18 protein-coding genes are annotated in these 20,156 nt (G+C 59.0%); 8 read left to right on the forward strand and 10 right to left on the reverse strand.

Annotated features, from left to right (window positions below; translation table 11 throughout):
- Window positions 1-34 precede the first annotated feature (34 nt).
- Window positions 35-187, forward strand: coding sequence for a DUF302 domain-containing protein (locus RTCIAT899_RS33620; protein ID WP_015343727.1), 153 nt, complete (start codon window positions 35-37; stop codon window positions 185-187).
- Here RTCIAT899_RS33620 and RTCIAT899_RS30625 read toward each other — a convergent pair.
- Window positions 184-1,125 (reverse strand): GlxA family transcriptional regulator, encoded by a 942-nt coding sequence (locus RTCIAT899_RS30625; protein WP_041678276.1) that lies wholly within the window; start codon window positions 1,123-1,125, stop codon window positions 184-186. The genes RTCIAT899_RS33620 and RTCIAT899_RS30625 overlap by 4 nt on opposite strands.
- A 150-nt stretch (window positions 1,126-1,275) precedes the next feature.
- Between RTCIAT899_RS30625 and RTCIAT899_RS30630 the strand changes: the two genes are divergently transcribed.
- Genes RTCIAT899_RS30630 through RTCIAT899_RS30645 form a run of 4 tightly spaced genes read left to right on the forward strand, consistent with a single transcriptional unit; the run spans window position 1,276 to window position 4,794 of the window.
- Window positions 1,276-2,295 (forward strand): alcohol dehydrogenase catalytic domain-containing protein, encoded by a 1,020-nt coding sequence (locus RTCIAT899_RS30630; RefSeq protein WP_015343729.1) that lies wholly within the window; start codon window positions 1,276-1,278, stop codon window positions 2,293-2,295.
- Window positions 2,296-2,354: 59 nt separating this feature from the next.
- Window positions 2,355-3,179: an alpha/beta fold hydrolase gene (locus tag RTCIAT899_RS30635; RefSeq protein WP_015343730.1), complete on the forward strand. Its 825-nt coding sequence runs from the start codon at window positions 2,355-2,357 to the stop codon at window positions 3,177-3,179.
- Window positions 3,180-3,190: 11 nt separating this feature from the next.
- Entirely contained in the window at window positions 3,191-3,910 is a 720-nt protein-coding gene (locus tag RTCIAT899_RS30640) for a hypothetical protein (RefSeq protein ID WP_015343731.1), read from the forward strand.
- Window positions 3,911-3,963: 53 nt separating this feature from the next.
- Window positions 3,964-4,794, forward strand: coding sequence for an alpha/beta fold hydrolase (locus RTCIAT899_RS30645; protein WP_015343732.1), 831 nt, complete (start codon window positions 3,964-3,966; stop codon window positions 4,792-4,794).
- 277 nt (window positions 4,795-5,071) lie between these two features.
- Here RTCIAT899_RS30645 and RTCIAT899_RS30650 read toward each other — a convergent pair whose 3' ends face one another.
- The 5 genes from RTCIAT899_RS30650 to RTCIAT899_RS30670 all read right to left on the reverse strand — a co-directional run bounded on the left by RTCIAT899_RS30650 (window position 5,072) and on the right by RTCIAT899_RS30670 (window position 12,111).
- Window positions 5,072-5,620 (reverse strand): cytochrome c, encoded by a 549-nt coding sequence (locus tag RTCIAT899_RS30650; protein WP_015343733.1) that lies wholly within the window; start codon window positions 5,618-5,620, stop codon window positions 5,072-5,074.
- Between the two features lie 227 nt (window positions 5,621-5,847).
- Window positions 5,848-7,422, reverse strand: coding sequence for a carbohydrate-binding domain-containing protein (locus RTCIAT899_RS30655; protein ID WP_244441525.1), 1,575 nt, complete (start codon window positions 7,420-7,422; stop codon window positions 5,848-5,850).
- 187 nt (window positions 7,423-7,609) lie between these two features.
- Window positions 7,610-8,902: an autotransporter outer membrane beta-barrel domain-containing protein gene (locus tag RTCIAT899_RS30660; RefSeq protein ID WP_015343735.1), complete on the reverse strand. Its 1,293-nt coding sequence runs from the start codon at window positions 8,900-8,902 to the stop codon at window positions 7,610-7,612.
- Window positions 8,903-9,055: 153 nt separating this feature from the next.
- The gene (locus RTCIAT899_RS30665; RefSeq protein ID WP_015343736.1) at window positions 9,056-10,366 is read right to left on the reverse strand and encodes an HlyD family type I secretion periplasmic adaptor subunit; all 1,311 of its coding nucleotides are present in this window, start codon (window positions 10,364-10,366) and stop codon (window positions 9,056-9,058) included.
- Window positions 10,363-12,111 carry a type I secretion system permease/ATPase gene (locus RTCIAT899_RS30670; RefSeq protein ID WP_015343737.1) on the reverse strand — a complete coding sequence of 583 codons (1,749 nt, stop codon included), beginning with the start codon at window positions 12,109-12,111 and terminating at the stop codon, window positions 10,363-10,365. Before RTCIAT899_RS30670 ends, RTCIAT899_RS30665 begins: the two co-directional genes overlap by 4 nt.
- Window positions 12,112-12,782: 671 nt before the next feature.
- Here RTCIAT899_RS30670 and RTCIAT899_RS30675 point away from each other — a divergent pair.
- On the forward strand, window positions 12,783-13,559 hold the full coding sequence (locus tag RTCIAT899_RS30675) for a TylF/MycF/NovP-related O-methyltransferase (protein WP_015343738.1): 777 nt from the start codon (window positions 12,783-12,785) through the stop codon (window positions 13,557-13,559).
- 183 nt (window positions 13,560-13,742) lie between these two features.
- On the opposite strand, the gene RTCIAT899_RS30680 is transcribed toward RTCIAT899_RS30675, so the two are convergent.
- From RTCIAT899_RS30680 to RTCIAT899_RS30690, 3 genes are all read right to left on the reverse strand, one after another.
- Window positions 13,743-14,870, reverse strand: coding sequence for an NAD(P)/FAD-dependent oxidoreductase (locus RTCIAT899_RS30680; RefSeq protein ID WP_015343739.1), 1,128 nt, complete (start codon window positions 14,868-14,870; stop codon window positions 13,743-13,745).
- 68 nt (window positions 14,871-14,938) lie between these two features.
- A complete protein-coding gene (locus RTCIAT899_RS34470) occupies window positions 14,939-16,459 on the reverse strand; it encodes an amino acid ABC transporter permease/ATP-binding protein (RefSeq protein WP_015343740.1) in 1,521 nt (506 codons plus the stop codon).
- A 71-nt stretch (window positions 16,460-16,530) separates the two neighbouring features.
- Window positions 16,531-17,358: an ABC transporter substrate-binding protein gene (locus tag RTCIAT899_RS30690; RefSeq protein WP_015343741.1), complete on the reverse strand. Its 828-nt coding sequence runs from the start codon at window positions 17,356-17,358 to the stop codon at window positions 16,531-16,533.
- A 185-nt stretch (window positions 17,359-17,543) separates the two neighbouring features.
- Between RTCIAT899_RS30690 and RTCIAT899_RS30695 the strand changes: the two genes are divergently transcribed.
- On the forward strand, window positions 17,544-18,623 hold the full coding sequence (locus tag RTCIAT899_RS30695; protein ID WP_015343742.1) for a LacI family DNA-binding transcriptional regulator: 1,080 nt from the start codon (window positions 17,544-17,546) through the stop codon (window positions 18,621-18,623).
- 142 nt (window positions 18,624-18,765) lie between these two features.
- Window positions 18,766-19,056, forward strand: a complete 291-nt coding sequence (locus tag RTCIAT899_RS33725) for a hypothetical protein (RefSeq protein ID WP_015343743.1) — start codon at window positions 18,766-18,768, stop codon at window positions 19,054-19,056.
- Window positions 19,057-19,221: 165 nt separating this feature from the next.
- Here RTCIAT899_RS33725 and RTCIAT899_RS30705 read toward each other — a convergent pair whose 3' ends face one another.
- Window positions 19,222-20,043, reverse strand: a complete 822-nt coding sequence (locus RTCIAT899_RS30705; protein ID WP_015343744.1) for an LON peptidase substrate-binding domain-containing protein — start codon at window positions 20,041-20,043, stop codon at window positions 19,222-19,224.
- Window positions 20,044-20,156 lie beyond the last annotated feature (113 nt).

A 20,156-nucleotide genomic window follows, 5' to 3' on the forward strand; every position in this document is an offset into this window, starting at 1 on the left:
GCCGCGTGGTGCTTCGATCTACGCGTCACTCCGTTTGGCGCTGTTTGAAACCGGCTACGGAGAGACGGTCTTCGAGTATGATCGCCCTTCATCGCTGTTCGGTCAGTTCGGCGACGCACATGTCCGCGAGGTGGGGCGCTATCTCGATCGCGAACTCCAAGCGGTGCTGCTGAAGGCGGTCGGCTAAAGGGCGGCAAGCGGCCCGGCGTCGTTGCGAATCGCCCTCGGCACCTCCCCGTGTACGCGCGCAAAAGCGAGGCGCATCCGCTCCCGATTGGCGAACCCCACCTCGCGGGCGATCACCTCGATCGGTAAACGGCTCTGCTCCAGCATCAGCTTCGCAGCCTCAACCCTGAGCGCTTCGACCGCCTTGGCCGGTGTGGCGCCGGTTTCCGCACGAAAGAGCCGCGTAAACTGGCGGGGGCTGAGACAGGCAGCTTCTGCAAGATCGTCGATCGTCAAGCTCCGGCCGAGGTTCTGGCGTGCGAAGTTCAGCGCGCGCTGGATCCTGTCCTCGTTGGTGCCGAGGTCCAGCAATGCGGAATGCTGGGACTGCCCGCCCGATCGGCGATGGTACATGACCATGCCCTTGGCGACCGATCGGGCGACTTCTGTCCCATGGTCGCGCTCGATCAGGCCAACGACGAGGTCCGTTCCCGCCGTCATGCCTGCCGATGTCCAGATCGGGCCGTCCGCGACGTAGATCTTGTCCATGTCGACCTGACAGCTCGGAAACCGCTCCTGCAGGGTCTGGGCATAGCGCCAATGCGTCGTGGCGCGCCGGCCGTTCAGCAAGCCGGCATCTCCCAGGATGAACGAGCCGAGACAGATGGCGGCGACGCGGCGGGCGTCGCGCGCGGCAACTCGAAGCAGCCGGACCAGGCCCGGCGAAGACGTCGGTATCTCGAGACCCGCGGCGACGATCAGCGTGTCATAGGCCGCGTCGTCGAATGGATCCGTCATGACCTGCATGCCGGCCCCCGAGGCGACCAGCCCCCCTTCTTCCGAGAGGACGCGCACGTCGTAGAGCGTTTCACCGGCTTGCTTGTTGGCCACGTCGAATGCCGCAACGGCCCCGAAGCAGACAGGTTGGAAACTCGGGCAAAGGACAAGGCCGATCTTCATGCTTACTCCGTGATGTTTGCTTTCCCTGCATAAGTAATTGTTCCGGCGGCGCTTCGCCATGTTCATGGCCGGAATGATGGCATCTACGTCCTGTCCGCTTGGAGAGGCCGCTGATAGCGCTTCGACAAGTATCAGACGCTGGAGTTTTTCATGTCGCACCATCCGACAACATACACTGCCGTCCAGGCCATTGCGCCGGGACAGCTCGAACTGACGCAAAAGCCGCTTGTCGATCCCGCCGTCGGGCAGGTCCGTCTGCGCGTCGAAGCTTGCGGGGTTTGCCACTCCGACGCCGCGACGGTCGAAGGGGCCTTCCCCATTCAATGGCCGAGGGTGCCGGGCCATGAGGTAGTCGGCGTGATCGATGCAGTCGGCAGCAACGTTGAGGGCTGGAGGCTCGGGCAGCGTGCCGGCGTCGGTTTCCTCGGAGGTAGTTGCGGACATTGCGCGGAGTGCCGCGGCGGCGATCTCGTCAACTGCCGGAACCAGGAGTTCACCGGCGTTCACCATGACGGGGGCTACGCGCAATACATGCTCGCACGCGCCAGCAGTCTCGTGTCGATCCCCGACGGCCTCGCCTCGGAAGGCGCCGCTCCGCTGCTCTGCGCAGGGCTGACGACCTTCAGCGCGCTGCGCAACTCTCCCGCACGCGCCGGCGATCTCGTAGCCGTGATCGGTATCGGCGGGCTCGGGCACCTTGCGGTGCAGTTCGCCCGGCGCATGGGCTTCGAGGTCGTGGCGATCGGGCGCGGACCGGACAAGGGTGGTCTCGCCGAAAAGCTTGGCGCGCATCATTATATCGATAGCTCTGCCATCACGGTTGCTTCGGCGCTGCAGGATCTTGGGGGTGCGCATCTCGTTGTTGTTACCGCGTCGGGTGGCAGGGCCGTGGCCGACGCGGTTAAGGGGCTTAGGCCGCGCGGCCGGATCATCGCGCTCGGCGCATCTCCCGAACCCGTGGAGATCGCAACCTCTGACCTTCTGTTCGGCGGGCGCACTGTTGAGGGCGCCTTAACCGGTGACCCGGCCACTGCAGACGCCACATTGCGTTTCAGTTCGCTCGCTGACGTCAGCGCCATGATCGAGACGATGCCGCTGGAACACGCCCCAGAAGCCTATCGCAAGATGATGGCGGGAGAAGCCCGCTTCCGCATCGTCCTCACCATGTAGGTGCACCAATTATACAGATCGACTTTGCCTCTGGCGAGGCAGCTCACAAAGGAACAATCATGTCACTCGAAACCGCAAGAACAGAATACTTGAACGTCGACGATGTTCGCTTTGCCTTCAGGCGGCTTGGCCCGACTGCCGGGACACCACTCATCCTGCTGCAGCACTTCACCGGGACGATGGATGCCTGGGATCCTGCGGTGGCGGACGGCCTTGCGGCAACGCGGCCCGTTATCGCCTTCAACAATCTCGGCATCGGCACCTCGACCGGCCGGACGCCCGACACGGTGGAACAGATGGCGGCTGATGCCGGGACGTTCATACGAGGCCTCGGCCTGAGCAAGGTCGACCTTGTCGGCTTCTCCCTGGGCGGCATGCTCGCCCAGGTCCTCGCCATGCAGCACCCAAGCCTGATCCGTAAGATCGTCATCGCGGGTGCGGCGCCGCGCGGCGGGGAGGAACACCTGCTCGCCGTTGTAGAGGACGCGTTCGCACAGGGCGCACCGGATGTGCGCCTGCCCTTGTTCTTCACGCCTTCCGAAAAAAGCCAGCGCGCCGGGCAGGCCTTCGTGGCGCGCGCCACGGCTCGCACGCAGGACCGCGACCCGGACAGCGGAGACGACGTCAGCGTGCCGCAAGCGAAGGCTATCATCGGCTGGTGCGCGGTCAAGGATGAGGGCGATACGACGCTACGCGCCATCGCCCAGCCGGCGCTCATCGTGCATGGCAGCGACGACACGATGTTCCCGAGCATCAACGCCTACAACATGTTCAAGGCGATGAAGAATGCGCAGTTCGTCCTCTATCCCGACTCCGGCCACGGCGCAGTGTTCCAGTACCCGGAGACCTTCGTTGCCCACTGCCACACCTTCCTGGACGCCTGAGGAGCAGACTGATGACCGACCTCCAGCAGCAGGTGATCGAGGCACATGGCGGCCTCGAACGGTTCCGGCGCTTTTCCTTCCTGACGGCCAGGCTCCATCAGTTCGGCATTCTTTGGGACCTCAAGGGCAAGTCCGATACGCTCACCCATGCCCATGTGCGCGTGAACCTCCGGAAGGAAGAAGTGTCGCATTGGCCTTTCTATCCGACGCAAAACCGCTCCCGCTTCACGCCCGACGAGGTGACGATCGAGACGCGGGAAGGTGAGCTTGTCGAGAAGCTTTCCCGGCCGCGTGCGAGCTTCGATGGGTTCGCGATGGAGACACATTGGAGCGATCCGCAACTCGCCTATTTCGCGGGCTACACGATGTGGACCTATCTGACCTCGCCCTTCATCCTCGCTCAGCCCGGCGTCGTGGCAGAGGAGATCGCGCCCTGGTCGGAACAAGGCGAGACATGGCGCCGGCTGCGGACGACCTTTCCGGCGACAATCGCGACCCACAGCAGAGAACAGACCTTCTACATCGGTCCGGACGGACTGATCCGGCGCCATGACTATGAGGTCGAGATCCAGGGCAACAACACGGCCGCCCGCTATCTCCTCGAACCCGTCACCGTGGAGGGCATCACGCTGCCGTCCAAGTTCCGGGTCTATCCCCGCGATCCGGACAACAGGCCGACCGCGGAGCCCCTCATCGTCGGGGTGGATCTCTCCGACTATCGCTTCGAGTGAAGTCGTCCGCGAAGTCGCGCCATTATCCAACCCATTCGAAAGGAATTTCTGACATGAACACCCTCAAACTCGCGGACGGCACCGAGATTTTCTACAAGGACTGGGGATCCAGGGACGCGCAGCCCATCGTGTTCCACCATGGCTGGCCACTCAGCGCGGACGACTGGGACGCGCAGATGCTGTTCTTCCTCTCCCAAGGCTATCGCGTGATCGCGCACGATCGCCGCGGGCACGGCCGCTCGACCCAGACCGACACCGGCAATGACATGGACACCTATGTCGCCGACGTCACGGCGCTTGCCGATCACCTCAATCTCAAGAATGCCGTCCATATCGGCCATTCGACGGGCGGGGGCGAAGCGGCGCGCTATGTCGCCCGTGCCAAGCCCGGCCGCGTTGCCAAGGCGGTGCTAGCCTGCGCGGTGCCGCCGATCATGGTAAAATCGGAGAGAAATCCGGACGGCACGCCGATGTCGGTGTTCGACGGTTTCCGCGCGGCGCTCGCGGCTAACCGGGCGCAATTCTACCTCGATGTGGCAAGCGGCCCGTTCTACGGCTTCAACCGTCCGGACGCGAAGGTCACTCCCGGGACGATCCAGAACTGGTGGCGGCAGGGCATGATCGGCGGCGCGAAGGCACATTATGACTGCATCGCAGTCTTCTCCGAGACCGACTTCACCGATGATCTGAAGGCGATCGACGTGCCCACGCTGCTGATGCACGGCGACGACGATCAGGTGGTTCCGATCGGCACTTCCGCCGAACTGTCGATCAAGCTGCTAAAACACGGCCAGCTCAAGGTCTACAAGGGCTACCCCCACGGCATGCTGACCACGCACGCTGATGTGCTCAACCCCGACCTGCTTGCTTTCATCAAGGCCTGAGCGTCACTCATTCGAATGGACAAATCTCATGACGAGCCCCAAGCGCTCCTCACCGAGCATCGTGCGGAATCGGCGCCGGCGAGGACGCCGGATCATGAGCAGCGCCTCGCTGCCGGCGATGCAGCAGCCATCTCCGCAGCGACCTCCTACGATGCGAAATTGCATTTAAGCTCTTGATGGGTTCGAACCAATGGACCTGTTATTTCAGATCCCTCCGCAACAAGTTCTCTAGCACTACTTTGGCGGTTACCGCCTACCACTTGTCGCGACCGATGTCTTAGCGGCTCGTTCTGAACCTTGCGTGGCAAGTCGTGCAGGTCTGCATCATCAAGTGGAAGATGTGCTCGGCAGGAATGGATGCCAGTTGTGCCTTGCTCTGGACGTGAGTCCCGAACGGGCCTCCGCCCATCGCCTCGCCGGGCTTCATCCGCATGCTCTCTGTCATCGCTCCGGGGTTCTCGACAGCGGCCGCCTCTAGCGCCCGCGCATAATCGCGCAGATCGTTCGCCAGAGCGCCGAAACGTTCGCGTTCGGGGCCGACCTCGGAGCTGGCCTTCGAGCCCGGATCGTCCAATCCGTGAGCGAAATGGCCAGCCAGCACCGTACCGGATCTGGCGCTGATCGCAGCGGCAGCCTTCTCGAATTCCATCGACGAATAGCTGCCGGCGTCGCGGAACATCCCTGCCATGGTCTTCGCGGCAGTTGCCATGGCCTGCATGTCGGCCTGTCGGAGCGCGACGAGGTCTTGCGCTGCAAAAGCGATGGAGGCGAGCACGGCGGCGAGAGCCACCAGACTGAAGAGCGGCACCATTTTGGAAACAATCATGAGAACCCCGCACGTTCGATAGCTTCAGTAGAGGCTTTAGCGAAGCCATCACCGCCGTCTGTCTGACGTCCATCCTCTCGGTTGCGAAGCGGGCAAAAAGAGGGCGCGGAGCACCCTTCATCCTAGACTGTCATTTGACTGGAACTTTCCGCGCAGCGGCAGCAGGCGCCACGCAGTCCTGCATGTCGCCAATGATCTGAATGCACCAACAGTGATCACCACCGTCTTCAGACATCGAAGAAGTTGAAGTGGAATGCGCTGACGCCCATCAAAGCATGTTGCGCGCCGGAGACATCCGCACCGTTGTAGGTAGCACCATCCAAATACAGATTTCGGTCAGTGGTGGGTGTCCCGCCCCACGCGTCGTTCAGGAACGTCACGCTCGCATCATGGACACCTTGGCCCCAATCACCCTGCACCATCAAGTGATCTGACTGGCCAGAGCCGTGAGGAGAGTGCGCCGTCTGTATATCACCGATTTGTATTCCGTCGACGGTCACCCTGTACTGGGCATCGCCAAGATAGGCATCCTCACTGATCGACAAAACGAGTTTGTGGGCTCCGGTACCGATCGTGGTTCCGCCGCTCGCTGGCGGAGGAACGGTTACCGGAGGCGTCGGGGTGGTAGCGGGAAGGTCAGAATATATATTGAAGTGGAATGCGCTGACGCCCATCAAAGCATGTTGCGCGCCGGAGACATCCGCACCGTTGTAGGTAGCACCATCCAAATACAGATTTCGGTCGGTGGTGGGTGTCCCGCCCCACGCGTCGTTCAGGAACGTCACGCTCGCGTCATGGACACCTTGGCCCCAATCACCCTGCACGACCAAGTGATCTGACTGGCCGGAGCCGTGAGGAGAGTGCGCCGTCTGTATATCACCGATTTGTATTCCGTCGACGGTCACCCTGTACTGGGCATCGCCAAGATAGGCATCCTCACTGATCAACAAAACGAGTTTGTCGGCTCCGGTACCGATCGTAGTTCCGCCGCTCGCTGGCGGAGGAACGGTTACCGGAGGCGTCGGAGTGGTAGCGGGAAGGTGAGAATACACGCGGATATAATCGATCTGCTCTGAAATCGGCGCTTTGGTAATATCCGCATTGTTATTGGGGTCGTCCTGCGTGGCCAGATCGGCCAAGAGATACATTGGCCCATGCATATCACTCGGCGTGGCCTTCGTTCCCATAAGCTGGCCATCGACGTAGAAGCCTAGGGTATCCGCGTTCCAATCCAATCCATATGTATGAAAACCGGATGGCTGAGCGAGCTCGCTATAGACCTGCAAATTTTGTTGCCAGTTAAGATTCGGCGCGGCATCGGTCGTGTGAATGCCGCTATATATGCCCTTCTCGAAACTTCCATAGTTTTCGACGACGTCAAGTTCCTGCCAGTGCCCGGCGTTATTTGGATCGGCTATCATATTGTCCGGTAGAAGCCAGAACGCGGCCCATGCTCCCGGAAGGTTCGAGAGATCGGCCCGCATCTCGAAGTAGCCATATGTTTGCGAAAAATGCCCCTGCGTCGTGATCAGGCCGGATTCCCAGCTGCCGGGGAAGCCGGACGCGGTGTGGTCGGGCACAGCCGTAATCGTCAACACACCGTCGCTCACTTTGAAGGGATCGTAACCCGACGAAGGGTCAACGAATGAAGAACGACCAAAGCCGATATCGGAATTGGCGTCGTAGCGCCATTGCGGACGGATATCGGCCCAAGTCGTGCCGTTGCCTGTCTGAGAAATGCTGCGCGTGTTGAACTCGTCGTCAAACGTCAGTTGGTATTGGGTAAGATCGATCGTAGACATCTCCACCTCCACGACAAATTGGTCCGCTCCGGTTTTCGCCATTGCGTGGACCGCCAAAATGCAATGCCAACAAAATGCAAAATACGCGACAATACAGGGGGTACTATATCCCGCTGTCCGATGGCACCCTCGTCAAATTGCCGCTGATGCCTCTCGGCTCATCCCCAAAGGGCCTTAACTCCGCTGCTTATGCGAACAGAAAATCATGTGCCAGCAGCGCATGCTGACTGTGCACGACCACACCACCCGTACCGAATGCAATCGTGGTGTCGTGCGTAACTGGATCGAACGCTGAGATAATATTGAGCTGGCTGAAGTCTTTGATTCCCAGTGCCGAGACGTCTATATGGTCGACTCCCCAATTCGACCCTGCCCCGCAAGCGCCCTGACCAAAATCCTCGATTTTGTCACTGCCGTTATTGGGCTTGAATATAAACGTGTCATTTCCACCTTGGGCATGGCCGACCATTACCTGCGCATCACCCCACATGTCGTCGTTGCCATTGCCGCTGATCAGGGTGTCGTTGCCGCCATGGGAATTACCGGACATCTTCACCCCGTCGCCAATCAGGGTAATAGGCCCTTCCGTGTGACGAACCGCAGAGACGTTCAGTACGTCGTCGCCTCCATGCGCATGGCCCGATATCGTTTGCGCATCACCCACGATCATGTCATTTGCGATTTGTTGCGCCGTAACAATAAGGCTGTCATCGCCGCCACGGGCATTACCCGACATGCTATTCGCATCGCCATAGGCCAGAACGGCTCCGACGGAAGCAACGTTCATGGTATCGTTACCGCCAATGGCATGATCGCGGAGATCACCACCGGCGTCGCCATAAAACGTTATGCTGTCTTCGAGGCCTGTATTAAGAACATCATTACCGCCATGCGCATGGCCGGACATGTTCTTGCCCGCATCGCCGTAGAATGTAACGAAGCCCTCGGAGCTACCGTCTGTGACTGTGTCGTTGCCGCCGACGGCATGATCCTTCATGTTGCCGCCAGCGTCGCCATAGATTGTGAAAGTGTTCTGAAACGCAGAAAGCTGAAACGTATCGTTGCCTCCCGCTGCGTGCCCTGACATATCCTTTCCGGCGTCACCATACATGGCAACCGTGATGTTGGTTGGGCTTGGAGCTACGCTGAAAACGTCGTTGCCGCCTTTCGCGCTGTCAGAGAGGCTTCCTCCCGCGTCCCCATACAAATTGGTCGTCGTACTGCTTGATCCGGTTATCTGGACGAACAGAAAATCGTCGCCACCGGTCGCGTGATCAGCGATATTTCTGACGGCATCGCCATAAAAGCTGCCCGCGCCATGTATGGTCAGATTATCGTTGCCGCCCGTGGAGTGATCCAACAGGCTGCCTCCGGCATCCCCGTAAAGGATATTCGTCGAATCCGGCGCTATCAATATATCGTCCGAGCCGATTTGATGGTCGGTTAAATTCGCTGTTGTTATAGGAACTAGCTTAACCATCTCGGCCCCTCCAAGCTTAAATGGAATTTCAGCTTGCGACCGAACCCCCCTGAAATCAAGGGTCAAATCAAGCCTGCTTCCTATCCCATTGATCCTGCAGACTAGCTTTTTTCAGCTACAGCGAATTGACGGCAGCGATGTAGCGGCGAGGCGCTATTCTTCGCGAAAAGCGCGAGCCATCTGATCGGCCATCGGCTTTGTCAAATAGGTCAGTACCGTTCTATCACCGGTCTGCAAGAAGGCCTCGACCGGCATGCCGGAGACGGGCGTGAGCTTTCCGAGCCGACCCCACTCCTCCTTCGATATGCGGGCGCGCAGGACGTAATAACTTGCATTGGAATGCTGGTCGGTCGTCGGCTCGGCCGAGATCTTGGTGATTTGCGCGTTCAGTTGAGGCGTATCCCGCTGACTGAACGCTGAAAACCTGAGCATGACCGGCTGCCCGACGGTTACCTGGTCGATATCCTGCGGCGAAAGTTTAAGCTCGGCGACAAGCGCGTCCCGATCCGGCACGATCTGCATAATGGTTTCTCCGGGCGATATCACAGCACCCGCCGCATGCACGCTCAGATGGTCGATGATGCCGGCCTGCGGCGCTCTTATGTCGATCCGCTTCAGATCATCCTTTGCGGCGACCAATCGCTCCATAAATTGCCCGGTGTCGCTCTGTGCCTGACGCAGTTGCTCCGAAACCTCGGCGCTATGATCGTCGTCAACCTGTCTGATTTGCAGTTCCGTCTCGGTCATCTTGCCTTTGGCCTGTGCGATGCTCGAAACGAGATTACCGAGCTCTCCGGTCAGGCTGGCACTCTCGCGCTGCAGCGCATAGACCTTCGCCGCAGGGATGATACCCTTATCGAACAGCCGCTGAAGGCTGGAAAGCTCCTTGGCGATCAGATCGATCTCCCGGCGCTTGCCATTCTCTTGCGCGACCAGACCGTCCACTTCCTGGCTCAGCTGTTGGATACGCTCGCTCAGCTGTGATTTGCGGCTTTGCCTGGATGCCAATCGGTCTTCGAACAGGCGCGTCTCGCCGGCGATCGTGCGCGAGACTTCGTCTTCGTCGGCACGCGAAAGCAGTTCCGCCGAAAAGGCGATCGCTGGCGCGCCGTCGCGTTCCGCTGCCAGCCGCGCCGTTCTCGCGGACAGTTCATCCAATCGTTTTCGTATGATCGCGAGATTGGCGTTCGTTTGCGTATCGTCGAGATGGATCAAAAGCTGGCCAGCATCGACACGATCACCGTTCTTGACTTGAATGTCGCCGACAATTCCCCCTTTGAGATGCTGGACTGATTTTACATAGCTGTCGACCGCAAGCGTTCCGGGGGCAATGACCGCACCCGATATCTCCGTGGTCGCAGCAAGGCCACCGATCACGCCGACAAGCAGGACGATCGTCCCCAACGCCGCAACGGAAAGCCGGCGTATCGAACGCTCGCTGGGTGACGGCTTTTCTGTGCTCATGATCCGGCGTCCTCGCCGGCGACCATCAGGCGGACCGCACTCTGTTTGATCGGTTGCTTCACCGGCTTTCCGAGGACCATGTCCTTAGGTCCAAACGCCTGCAGCCGTCCCGCGGCGATGACCATCAACATGTCGGCCGCCACCAAAGCGCTCGGCCGGTGAGCGATGACCATTGCGATGCCGCCCCGCGCACCGACGCCGAGGAGAGCTTGGGTCAGAGCCGCATCGCCTTCTGCATCGAGATTGGAATTGGGTTCATCCAGCACCACCAAAAACGGATCGCCATAGAGCGCTCGCGCAAGCGCAATGCGCTGCCGCTGCCCAGCGGAAAGCCGGGAGCCCCCCTCCCCGATCATCGTATCGAAGCCCTGAGGCAGCTCCACGATCATGTCATAGACGCCGGCAGACTTTGCAGCAGCGACAACCAGTTTCGATGAAGGCTGCTTTTCAAAGCGGGCGATGTTCTCGGCAATCGAACCATCGAAGAGGCTGACATCCTGTGGAAGATAGCCGATGTGACGCCCAAGTTCCGAGGGATCCCATTGCGCGAGAGCAGCGTGATCAAGGCGTACCGAGCCGATCGTCGTCGGCCAGAGGCCGGTGACCGCGCGGGCAAGCGACGACTTTCCCGAGGCGCTGGGACCAATGACACCCAATATGGTCCCGGCCGATATATCAAACGACATGTTACGAAGGATGAGTTCACGGCTTCCCGGAGAGGCGAGGCTCAGACCGTCCACCGTCAATTTTGATCTGGGTGCCGGCAAGCTGATGCTCCGCTCTCCGGCAGGCAGGATTTCAAGCAGTTTGACAAGGCGCAACCAGCTTTGTCGGGCGGCAACGAATGCCTTCCATTGGCCGATAGCAAGCTCCACCGGTGCGAGCGCCCGGCTGACCAGGATCGAGCTTGCGATCATGATGCCACCCGTCGCTTCCTGCCGGATGACGAGGACCGCGCCGACCGCAAGCACGGCAGACTGAAGCATCATGCGAAGGATGCGGGAGGTGGTCGTCAGGATTCCAGTTACATTGGCGGCGGCAAGTTGATTTTCGAGATAGGCCCCGTTCAGATCGGCCCATCGCTCCGCCATCCGACCGACGAAACCCATTGCGACAACCGCTTCCCAGTTTCGTCGTGCACCTTCAGCAAAGGCAAGGCGCGCTGCCGACTGTTTGGCCGCCTCGGCTGCCGGACGTTGCGACAAGATCTCGGCAAGAACGGTCAGAACGATGAGGACGATGGCGCCGCAGGTCGCGGTCAGCCCGATCCAGAAGTGGAAAAGAAAGCACAATCCGAGATAAAGCGGTATCCATGGCAGGTCGAACAGGGCGATCGGACCGGTACTGGAGAGAAAAGACCGAACTCTGTCCAGATCGCGAACCGACTGCATTCCATCGCCTGTCGCCGTCATTACTTGTGGTTGAAGCACCAGCGAGGCAAAGACCTTACCGTTCATCCGCTCGTCCAGCGCCACGCCAACGTGCGCCAGGAGCATCGAACGCAACAGCTCAAGAGCGCCGTGAAACACGAAAAGGGTTGCAGCGATGATCGCAATGCCGACCAGCGTCGAAAGGCTATGGCCGGGAATGACCCGGTCGTAGACCTGAAGCATAAAAAAGGAACCGGTCAGGGCCAGCACGCTGATCACGGCACTCGTAATCGCGATGCTGAAGAACGCCTTTCGAAGGGATGCCAGCACCGCCATCAGAAATGTTCGAGGCAATTTTTTCGACGGAAGAGCCATGTAGCTTCAGTCCTTCATTTATCGCCGCCCGAGGATAAATATCGAAATTGATTATTATTACGAAACTACATGTATATCTATTCACAAATACAGCAAAATATCCAATTCTTATTTGTATATACAACTTCGAAGTCGATCTGAAGTGTAACACAACTCCGCGCACGACTCGCCACTTCTACTGGAAGCGGCGCTTTTGAGATGAAAAGCGGCGGCGGCTCTGGTGCACAAGTCTATCAGACAGTGGCTGACACGGTGATGCTCCGCTGCAGGTAAGCGCGTTCGGAAGATCTAAGCTCTCGATGGGGATCGAACCGTCGAACTGCCTGAGGCCGAGAACGGAATGTCAGCTTATGGTCGCAAGCCATGGTGAATGGGACGGCCTCTCGACTAGCGGCCCAGCCTTGTCGATGCGAACTTACTTCCGGCAGGCGTCGCCGAATTCACTCTTCTCGTGATGGCGATCATCCATTCCTCCCCACTATGGTTTCCTTGGATAGAGCGAGGTCACGGATCCCTCCGTCTTAACAGCCACTATGCACTTTAGAGATCTTACGGGCTCGTAACACCTGTTGGAGCAGAATTCACATTTGCAATTCTCGCTGTCAACTGAACATAGAAAGTATAATGTCATGATGATATTGTCATCATGGGAGAACATTGGGAGGATTAACGTGGACAATTTCTTTATCACAAGAAATTTCGATTGGGGTTTACGGAGATCATCTCATGCCGATCGAGCGCTTAACCTCATAACGAGGCGCTTCGGCATCGAAGCGCGAACCGCTTCTTTTGTCGATGCGGCCTTGTACCGGATAACAGGCATGAAATTTTCTGCTGTGCATTCAGGTGTTTCCACCAATGTCGAGCAGAGAATGAACATGTTCCATCTGGTCTCCCAGACAATCGCCTATGACGTGGAGGGGGACCTGGTGGAGGTTGGCTGCAATCAGGGCCAGTCCTCCGTGCTGATCGCAAAGGTGATCAGCGATTTCGGATCTTCAAAGCAGCTTCATGTTTTCGATAGTTTCGAAGGCCTTCCACCGGCGAGCGATGTGGATGGCGCTTCCTACAGGGAGGGCGATCTCGCAACCTCGGAGGAGGTTCTGGTTCACAATTTCAAATTGCATGGATTGCGCCTTCCGATAATTCACAAAGGCTGGTTCAAGGATACGTTGGCCGACGGGCTACCGAAAAAGATAAGCTTCGCCTATCTGGACGGAGATCTCTACGACTCGATCATGATCAGCCTGGAAAATGTTTATCCGCGGCTTTCGAAAGGTGGGATTTGTCTTGTTGATGACTATTGCGACACCGAGATCAATCCGGACGGATGGAACTATCTTCCAGGCGTAAAAAAGGCCTGTGACGATTTCCTGTGCGACAAACCCGAACAGATGTCCTACATCTATTCAGGGGCATTCACGCATGCCTTTTTCCGCAAGCATTGAATGCCGGCGTCTTTCGCGATCAACATGACGCGATCTTCGGGGCGGCAAATCACTGACCTTTACGATTGTTCCATCTGTTCCGTGCGGAGGTGTCCGCCCATATCCGGCATGTTTCTGAGGGTGTGATCCTCGCCCTGTTCCTGCAATGGCGAGGATCGGAAGATCCGGCACTTTTCGATCGCACTACCTCGCGAAGCGTTCCGGCCGGAAGGAAGCCAGAAGCGGATGCCGTTTACCGGTGGCGATCTCGTCGGCAAGCAACTCGCCCGCGATCAAGCCGAGAGTGGCACCGCTATGGCTGAAGGCGACGAAGTACCCCGGGATTGCCTGCAATTCGCCGAATACCGGCTCGCCATCACCCGGAATAGGTTTGGGGCCGACGCCGTAGTCACCGATTTCGAGCTTCGGATTTCCTTGCAGCACCCTCGAGGCTTCCTGCAGCAAACCTTCGAGTGTCGAAGGCTTGATTTCGTAGCTATCATCGGCCTTTACGATGACCTCTTCTTCCGACCAGGCTGAATCCAGCGCAAAGGCGCCGTCGGGTGTGGGGCGGATGGCGACGCGCGGCGTGTTAAGGACCGCCTTCAGCGGGTGCCTGATCGGCTTCGTGCGAACGAGAAGCGCAATTGGCGTATCATCACCGATATGCTGGCCTGCCTCCGCAATGATCGCCGGCACTTCACCACCAGCCGCCAGCAGCACGGCATCCGCGGCCCAATCGGCACCGTTCGCTGTCGTAACGCCGATAGCGCGGCCATTCCGCACGTTCACCCTCGCCCGGCCGGCATCGGTGACGATTTCGCCGCCCAGTGACCGGAACTCCTCGGCAAGAACGCCGATCAGGGATGGCAGGTCGACCCAACCCTCCCCCGGATTGAAGATCGCTCCCTGTCTGGTCACCGAGTCGGCATCGACGCCAGGCGTCGCCTTGGCGATCTGATCGGGCGTCAGCAACAGCGCGTGATAGGCAAGGTCACGCTCATACTCGAAAACGGCGGCAATGTCGTTGCCGGCATCATCAGCGTCCCAGGTGAGACCACCATCGAAGCGCAACCAGGCCGCATCCGGATATTTGGCGGAAAGTGTACGATAACGGTCGATCCCAGCTAGGCGCAGCCGATGATAGGCATCGGACCGGCGCCTTGCAGAATTGAGCCAGGCGAGCGAGCGGCCGGATGCGCCATTTGCCAAAGGACCGTCATTGATCAGCGTTGTTTGAACGCCAAGCCGAGCCAGATGAACGGCCGTGGAAACGCCGAAGATACCGCCGCCGACGACAACGACTTTCGAAGGGCGAGTGGAAGCATGCATGTTGGGAAACCTTGTCAGTTTGAATGTTGCAATCGAAAGGCCGTCGGAAGTCTCGCCGACCCTGTTTGTCAGAGAACCTCAGCGAGGAAGCGCTTCAGGCGTTCGCTTTGCGGATTGTCGAAAATCTGTTGCGGCGGGCCGGCTTCGACGATGCGGCCTTCATCCATGAAGACGACCTGGTCGGCCACCCTGCGGGCAAATCCCATTTCGTGGGTGACGACCGCCATGGTCATCCCCTGGCGTCCGAGATTGGCCATCAAATCGAGAACGCCCTTCACCAGTTCGGGGTCAAGTGCGCTCGTGACTTCGTCGAAAAGGATGACTTCCGGATCCATGGCGAGAGCCCGGGCGATGGCGACGCGCTGCTGCTGGCCGCCGGAAAGACCGGCGGGCCGATGGTCCTTGCGTCCGGCGAGCCCGACCTCGGCGAGGCGACTTTCGGCGATCCGGCGAGCCTCGCTTCTTGGCATCTTCTTGATCTTCGTCAGCGACAGCATGACGTTTTCCAGCGCCGTGTGATCCGGAAAGAGATTGAAGTGCTGAAAGACCATGCCGACGCGGCGGCGCAGGCTTTCCGGCTTCATCGACAGAATGCTTTCGCCATCGAGGTGGATATCGCCGCGCTTCGGCTCCACCAGTCGGTTCAGGCACCGGAGCAGTGTCGACTTTCCCGAGCCCGATGGGCCGATGATGCAGGTTACGGTGCCCTTTGCTATGTCGAGATCAATGCCCTTCAGCACTTCGAGGTCGCCGTAGGACATGCTGAGATCGCGGATTTGAACGGCCCCACCTTTGAAGCGCAAAACGCCGGGGACCTGAGCGCTCGAGGCCGCCTCGAGTTCGCCGACCTCGACAAGACCGCTCGTCGCACCGGAACTGCGGCCCTGCCGCCCAAGACGCAGGTGTGCATCGATATAGTTGACCAGGTGCGTCAGGGGAACGGTGATGACGAGATAGAAGACGCCTGCCAGCAACAAGGGTGAGAGATTGCCGGTGACGACGGCCTGATCCTGGCCGACGCGAAAAATCTCGCGCTCCGAAGCCAGCAGTCCCAGAAAATAGACAAGGCTTGAATCCTTGACGTTGCCGATGAACTGATTGACGAGGGCCGGCAGGACGCGCCGTACGCCTTGAGGGATAATAATCAGCCGCATCCCCTGCCCGTAGCTCATACTGAGCGCACGGCAGGCCTCCATCTGCCCGCGTTCGACGCTTTGAATGCCGGATCGGAAGATCTCGCCGATATAGGCGCCGGCGATCAGGCTGAGTGCGATGATCCCCAGCGGAAAGGGCGACGGACCGAAGATCTCGCGGCCGATACGGGCAAAGCCCTGGCCGATGATCAGGATCGTCACGATCGCCGGCAGGCCGCGAAATATATCGGTGTAGATGCGCGCCGGCAGACGCAGCCAGCGTGATTGCGAAATACCCATCACGGCCAGCACCATGCCGATCACAACGCCGAGCACGGTGGAGGCTGCCGCCAGGATAAGTGTGTTCTTCAGTCCGACCGTGATCATGCTCGGCAGGACTTCGGCCATCGCATTCCAGTCAAGAAAGCTGCGCCGGAGGTTTTCAAGCCAATCCATTCAATTCCCCATGAAATTCGCGAGGCAGGCCAATGGCCGCCACCCAGCGCACTCGGACGGCGGCCGCAGCCTTACTTCTTGGGAAGATATTGGTTGGGCATCGGCGAGCCGGGGAACCACTTCTCATAGAGCGTCTTCCAGGTGCCGTCCTGCATCGCTTCGTGCAGCGCCTTGTTGAGCGCCAGACGGAAGGCATCGTTGCCCTTGTGGACGACGAAGCCCGCCGGTGCGTCGAAGGATGGGATATTCACCGCGATTTTCAGCGCGGGATAGCGTTCGCCATATTGCTTGGCGGCTTCATAGTCGAGGAAATGCGCGTCGATGGTACCGTTGTTCAGCGCCGCCACGGCGGAATTGTTGTCCGGAAATTTGACGAGGTCCGTGCCGGCAAAATTCTTTGTCGCATAGATCTCCTGCAGCGTGCCCTGCACGACGCCGAGGCGCTTGCCCTTGAGGCCGGCTGCATCCTTGATCGAGGCATCCGATGTCAGAACCGAGAGGTAGCCGGCGAGATAACCATCGGAGAAATCGACCGTCTTCTTGCGTGCCTCGGTCGTTCCGATTGCGGCAACGGCGACGTCGAAACGCTGGTTGGCGACCGACGGCAGCAGAGCCGAAAACTCCTGGCCGGTGAACGTCACCTTGTCCTTGGGAAAGCCCATGCGGGAAACGACGTTCAGAAAGAGTTCGATATCGAAGCCGGTGAATTGGCCATCGGCCGTCGTGAAGGTGTAGGGCTTGGAATCTCCCATCGTGCCGACGCTGATGACGTTCGGATCGATCAGATTATAGGGATTGTCGGCTGCAACCGCTGGGACCGCGCTTGCTGCGACGAGGCAGGCCAGCAGGCCAGCGCCCAAGGGCACGGCAAAGGCCGAGAATATGGCAGATAGTTTCATGTTCGTTCTCCGCTCTGAAGGATGCTCTTATTGGCATTCATGCATGCGCGCCCATCCCTCGCCTATACATCGGAAAGAGGTCATCTGGACAAGAGACCGGTTTCACATTAAAAAGAGACCGGTCTCATTCATATTTGTTACCGTGAGATTGACCGTCCGTCAACAACTCTTGTAATCGTCATCGAATGGAAGAATCCCTCGCCTCGAAACGCTCCGTCACTGTCGCCGATGTCGCAAGAGCCGCGAATGTCTCAAAGGCAACAGCGGCGCGCGTGCTCGGTGGCTATGGCGTCGTCAGCGACAGGGTTCGCGAGCAGGTGCTAGCCGCGGCGACGGCACTCGAATATCGACCGAACGAACTCGCCCGAAGCATGACCACAGGCAAATCCGGCATCATCGGGGTTGTGGTCGGCGATATAGAGAATGCTTTCTTCAGCCTCGCTGTCAGAGGGATCAGCGATGTCGCACGCATGGCTGGTTTCAACGTCATCATCGCCAATTCCGGCGAGGAGATCGAGGCCGAGAAATCAGCCGTCGACCTGCTCATCGGCAAGCGCGTCGATGGATTGATCGTGACACCGGCACGATGCGACCGGATGGAGCATCTCCAGGATATACGCCGCGTCGGCGTGCCACTCGTTCTGTTTGACAGAACCATTCCGGAACTAGGCGTCGATGCGGTCACCGGTGATGATTTTGACGCTGCCGCGAGCGCGACCCGCCATCTCATCGACATGGGGCATCGGCGGATCGCCTATATTTCGGCGATGGATGCTGAGAGCGAATTCCTTGACGATATCAGCAGCATTTCCAATTCCGCGGTGCGCGAACGCGTGGAGGGGGCTCTGAGGGAGCAAGCCGACGCCGGCATAGAGGAGGCTCGGCATTACGTGCGTCTCGGCGCCACGGACCAGCCGAAAACGGATGGTGTCGTCGAGCGCCTGTTGCAAGACGCAGCACCCCCAACCGCCCTCATCGCTTCGGACAGTCTCGTCGGCCTTAGAGTTTTCAAGTCTCTGCAGACCCTCGGGTTATCGATACCGCGCGACATCTCGATGATTTCGTTTCTGGACGCCGATTGGACGACCGTCACGACACCGCCGATCACCGTCATCGACCAGCCTGTCTACGAGATGGGCAAGGAGGCGGCCGAACGGCTGATTTCGCGCCTGAGCGGCAAGGACATTCCTGTCGGACGCGCTACCATAAAAACAAGTCTGATCCCGCGCGGATCAGTCGCCTCGCTGTCTCGCAGCGACCATTAGCGCTGGACTGACGCAACTCGGCCAAATCGCCCCCCGCGCCGGTATCGATCATTGCGTGCTCCTTTCGTTATATTCCATGCTCGACGGAACTTTTAGCTCGCCGATCGAGTTGCTTGGATCGGAGTTAGGAGGATCATCAGACATGGAAATGCAACGGTCTTTCGAACGGCGCCGGCCGACAAGAGGCGTCCCCTATAGTCTGGCGGATTTCCAGAAGAAATACGGACTCGATGACGCGACGGCCGAGGACCTGTTCGTTCGGTTCGGCCCTTCTTCGATCGAGCTTGATCTCCTCATGGCGGCGAAGCGCAAAACTCTTTCCTTCGATGACCTGACGAACGAGATGCCCTTGCGATCGGCCTGCCCGAAGGAAACCAATCCGTCTTCAGGAACGAGAAGAAACTTCAACGGCCGGCAACGAAGAACAAAATGACGAAAAGCGCCGCGAGAGCGCCTACAGGATTTGGGAGGAAGAGGGGTGGCCAGAGAGCTGCCATCTCGACAAGCGGCAATGGGAAGGAACCGCACTGACCACGACTGTGCGACACAAATTCCTCTTAAGCTTCAGCCTCGGCGTTTTTGCCTCGAAAATTAGGAGTTATCCGACAGCTTTAGGGCGGCCAGCGCTCATCAGCTCGATAAGTCTTTCCAGACGAGTCACTACGTCACTAGTTTCCAAGAGTTGCTGCTGCCGTTCGATAGTGATCGACAGCAACGGGGCGACCGTGTCGGCTAACAAGCTCGGATTTCCGATCGAAGGTAGGCCAAACCTGACCTTGGATCCCGGTGGAAGTGCAGAAAAGTCTACTTTGGCGTAGGTCTGGTACGCATCGAGAACCGCACGCGAAAGGGTCGCCGCCTCCGTCGACTGGTCGCGTTCATCGTCCATCGGCATAACCTCGGCCGCGAGGAACCCGTCGTCGGTCAAACGGACGATGCCCGTTCGCTGAAGTCCACGTACGGTAACTTTGAGCGTCCCGTCCACCTGTGTCTGGCAATCTATCACGTTTGCTATGACCCCCACCGGATTGAGGGCTCTGAGAGTGCTTGGATGATCGTCGCTGCCATTTCTCTGGGCAACAACGACAACGCGTTGATCACTGACAATGGCTCGTTCCACGGCTTGGCGGGTTTTCTCGCGCGCCACGAAAATCCGCGAGATCATGTGCGGAAACAGGACTAGATCCCGCATGGGAACGATGGGGATGCCAGCTCCGGCTGACGCCGACCTACTGGCGGTAGCCAAGGTCGCGGACGGCTGGCTCGCTTTAATTCTTGCGGCTAAAACGTTCCAATCTCGAAAGCCAAGAATTCGAGCAACGAGTTCTTGGCTCTCACTGGTGGTGAACGCGACAGATTTGGCGTGAAGCGCTTCACGCAGCGTTTGGGCCATGACTTTGGCATCGCGGAAATCGCGCATGGGATGATCCTTTGCGAAAACGAACGGAAAGCGTCAGGGGCTTGCATTGCTGACCCGTTCGTTCGGGCAAAGAGAGCCATGAGCGGCTCGATACATTCACCGGACCCCGACGG

The organism is Rhizobium tropici CIAT 899, from assembly GCF_000330885.1.
GTDB lineage: Bacteria > Pseudomonadota > Alphaproteobacteria > Rhizobiales > Rhizobiaceae > Rhizobium > Rhizobium tropici.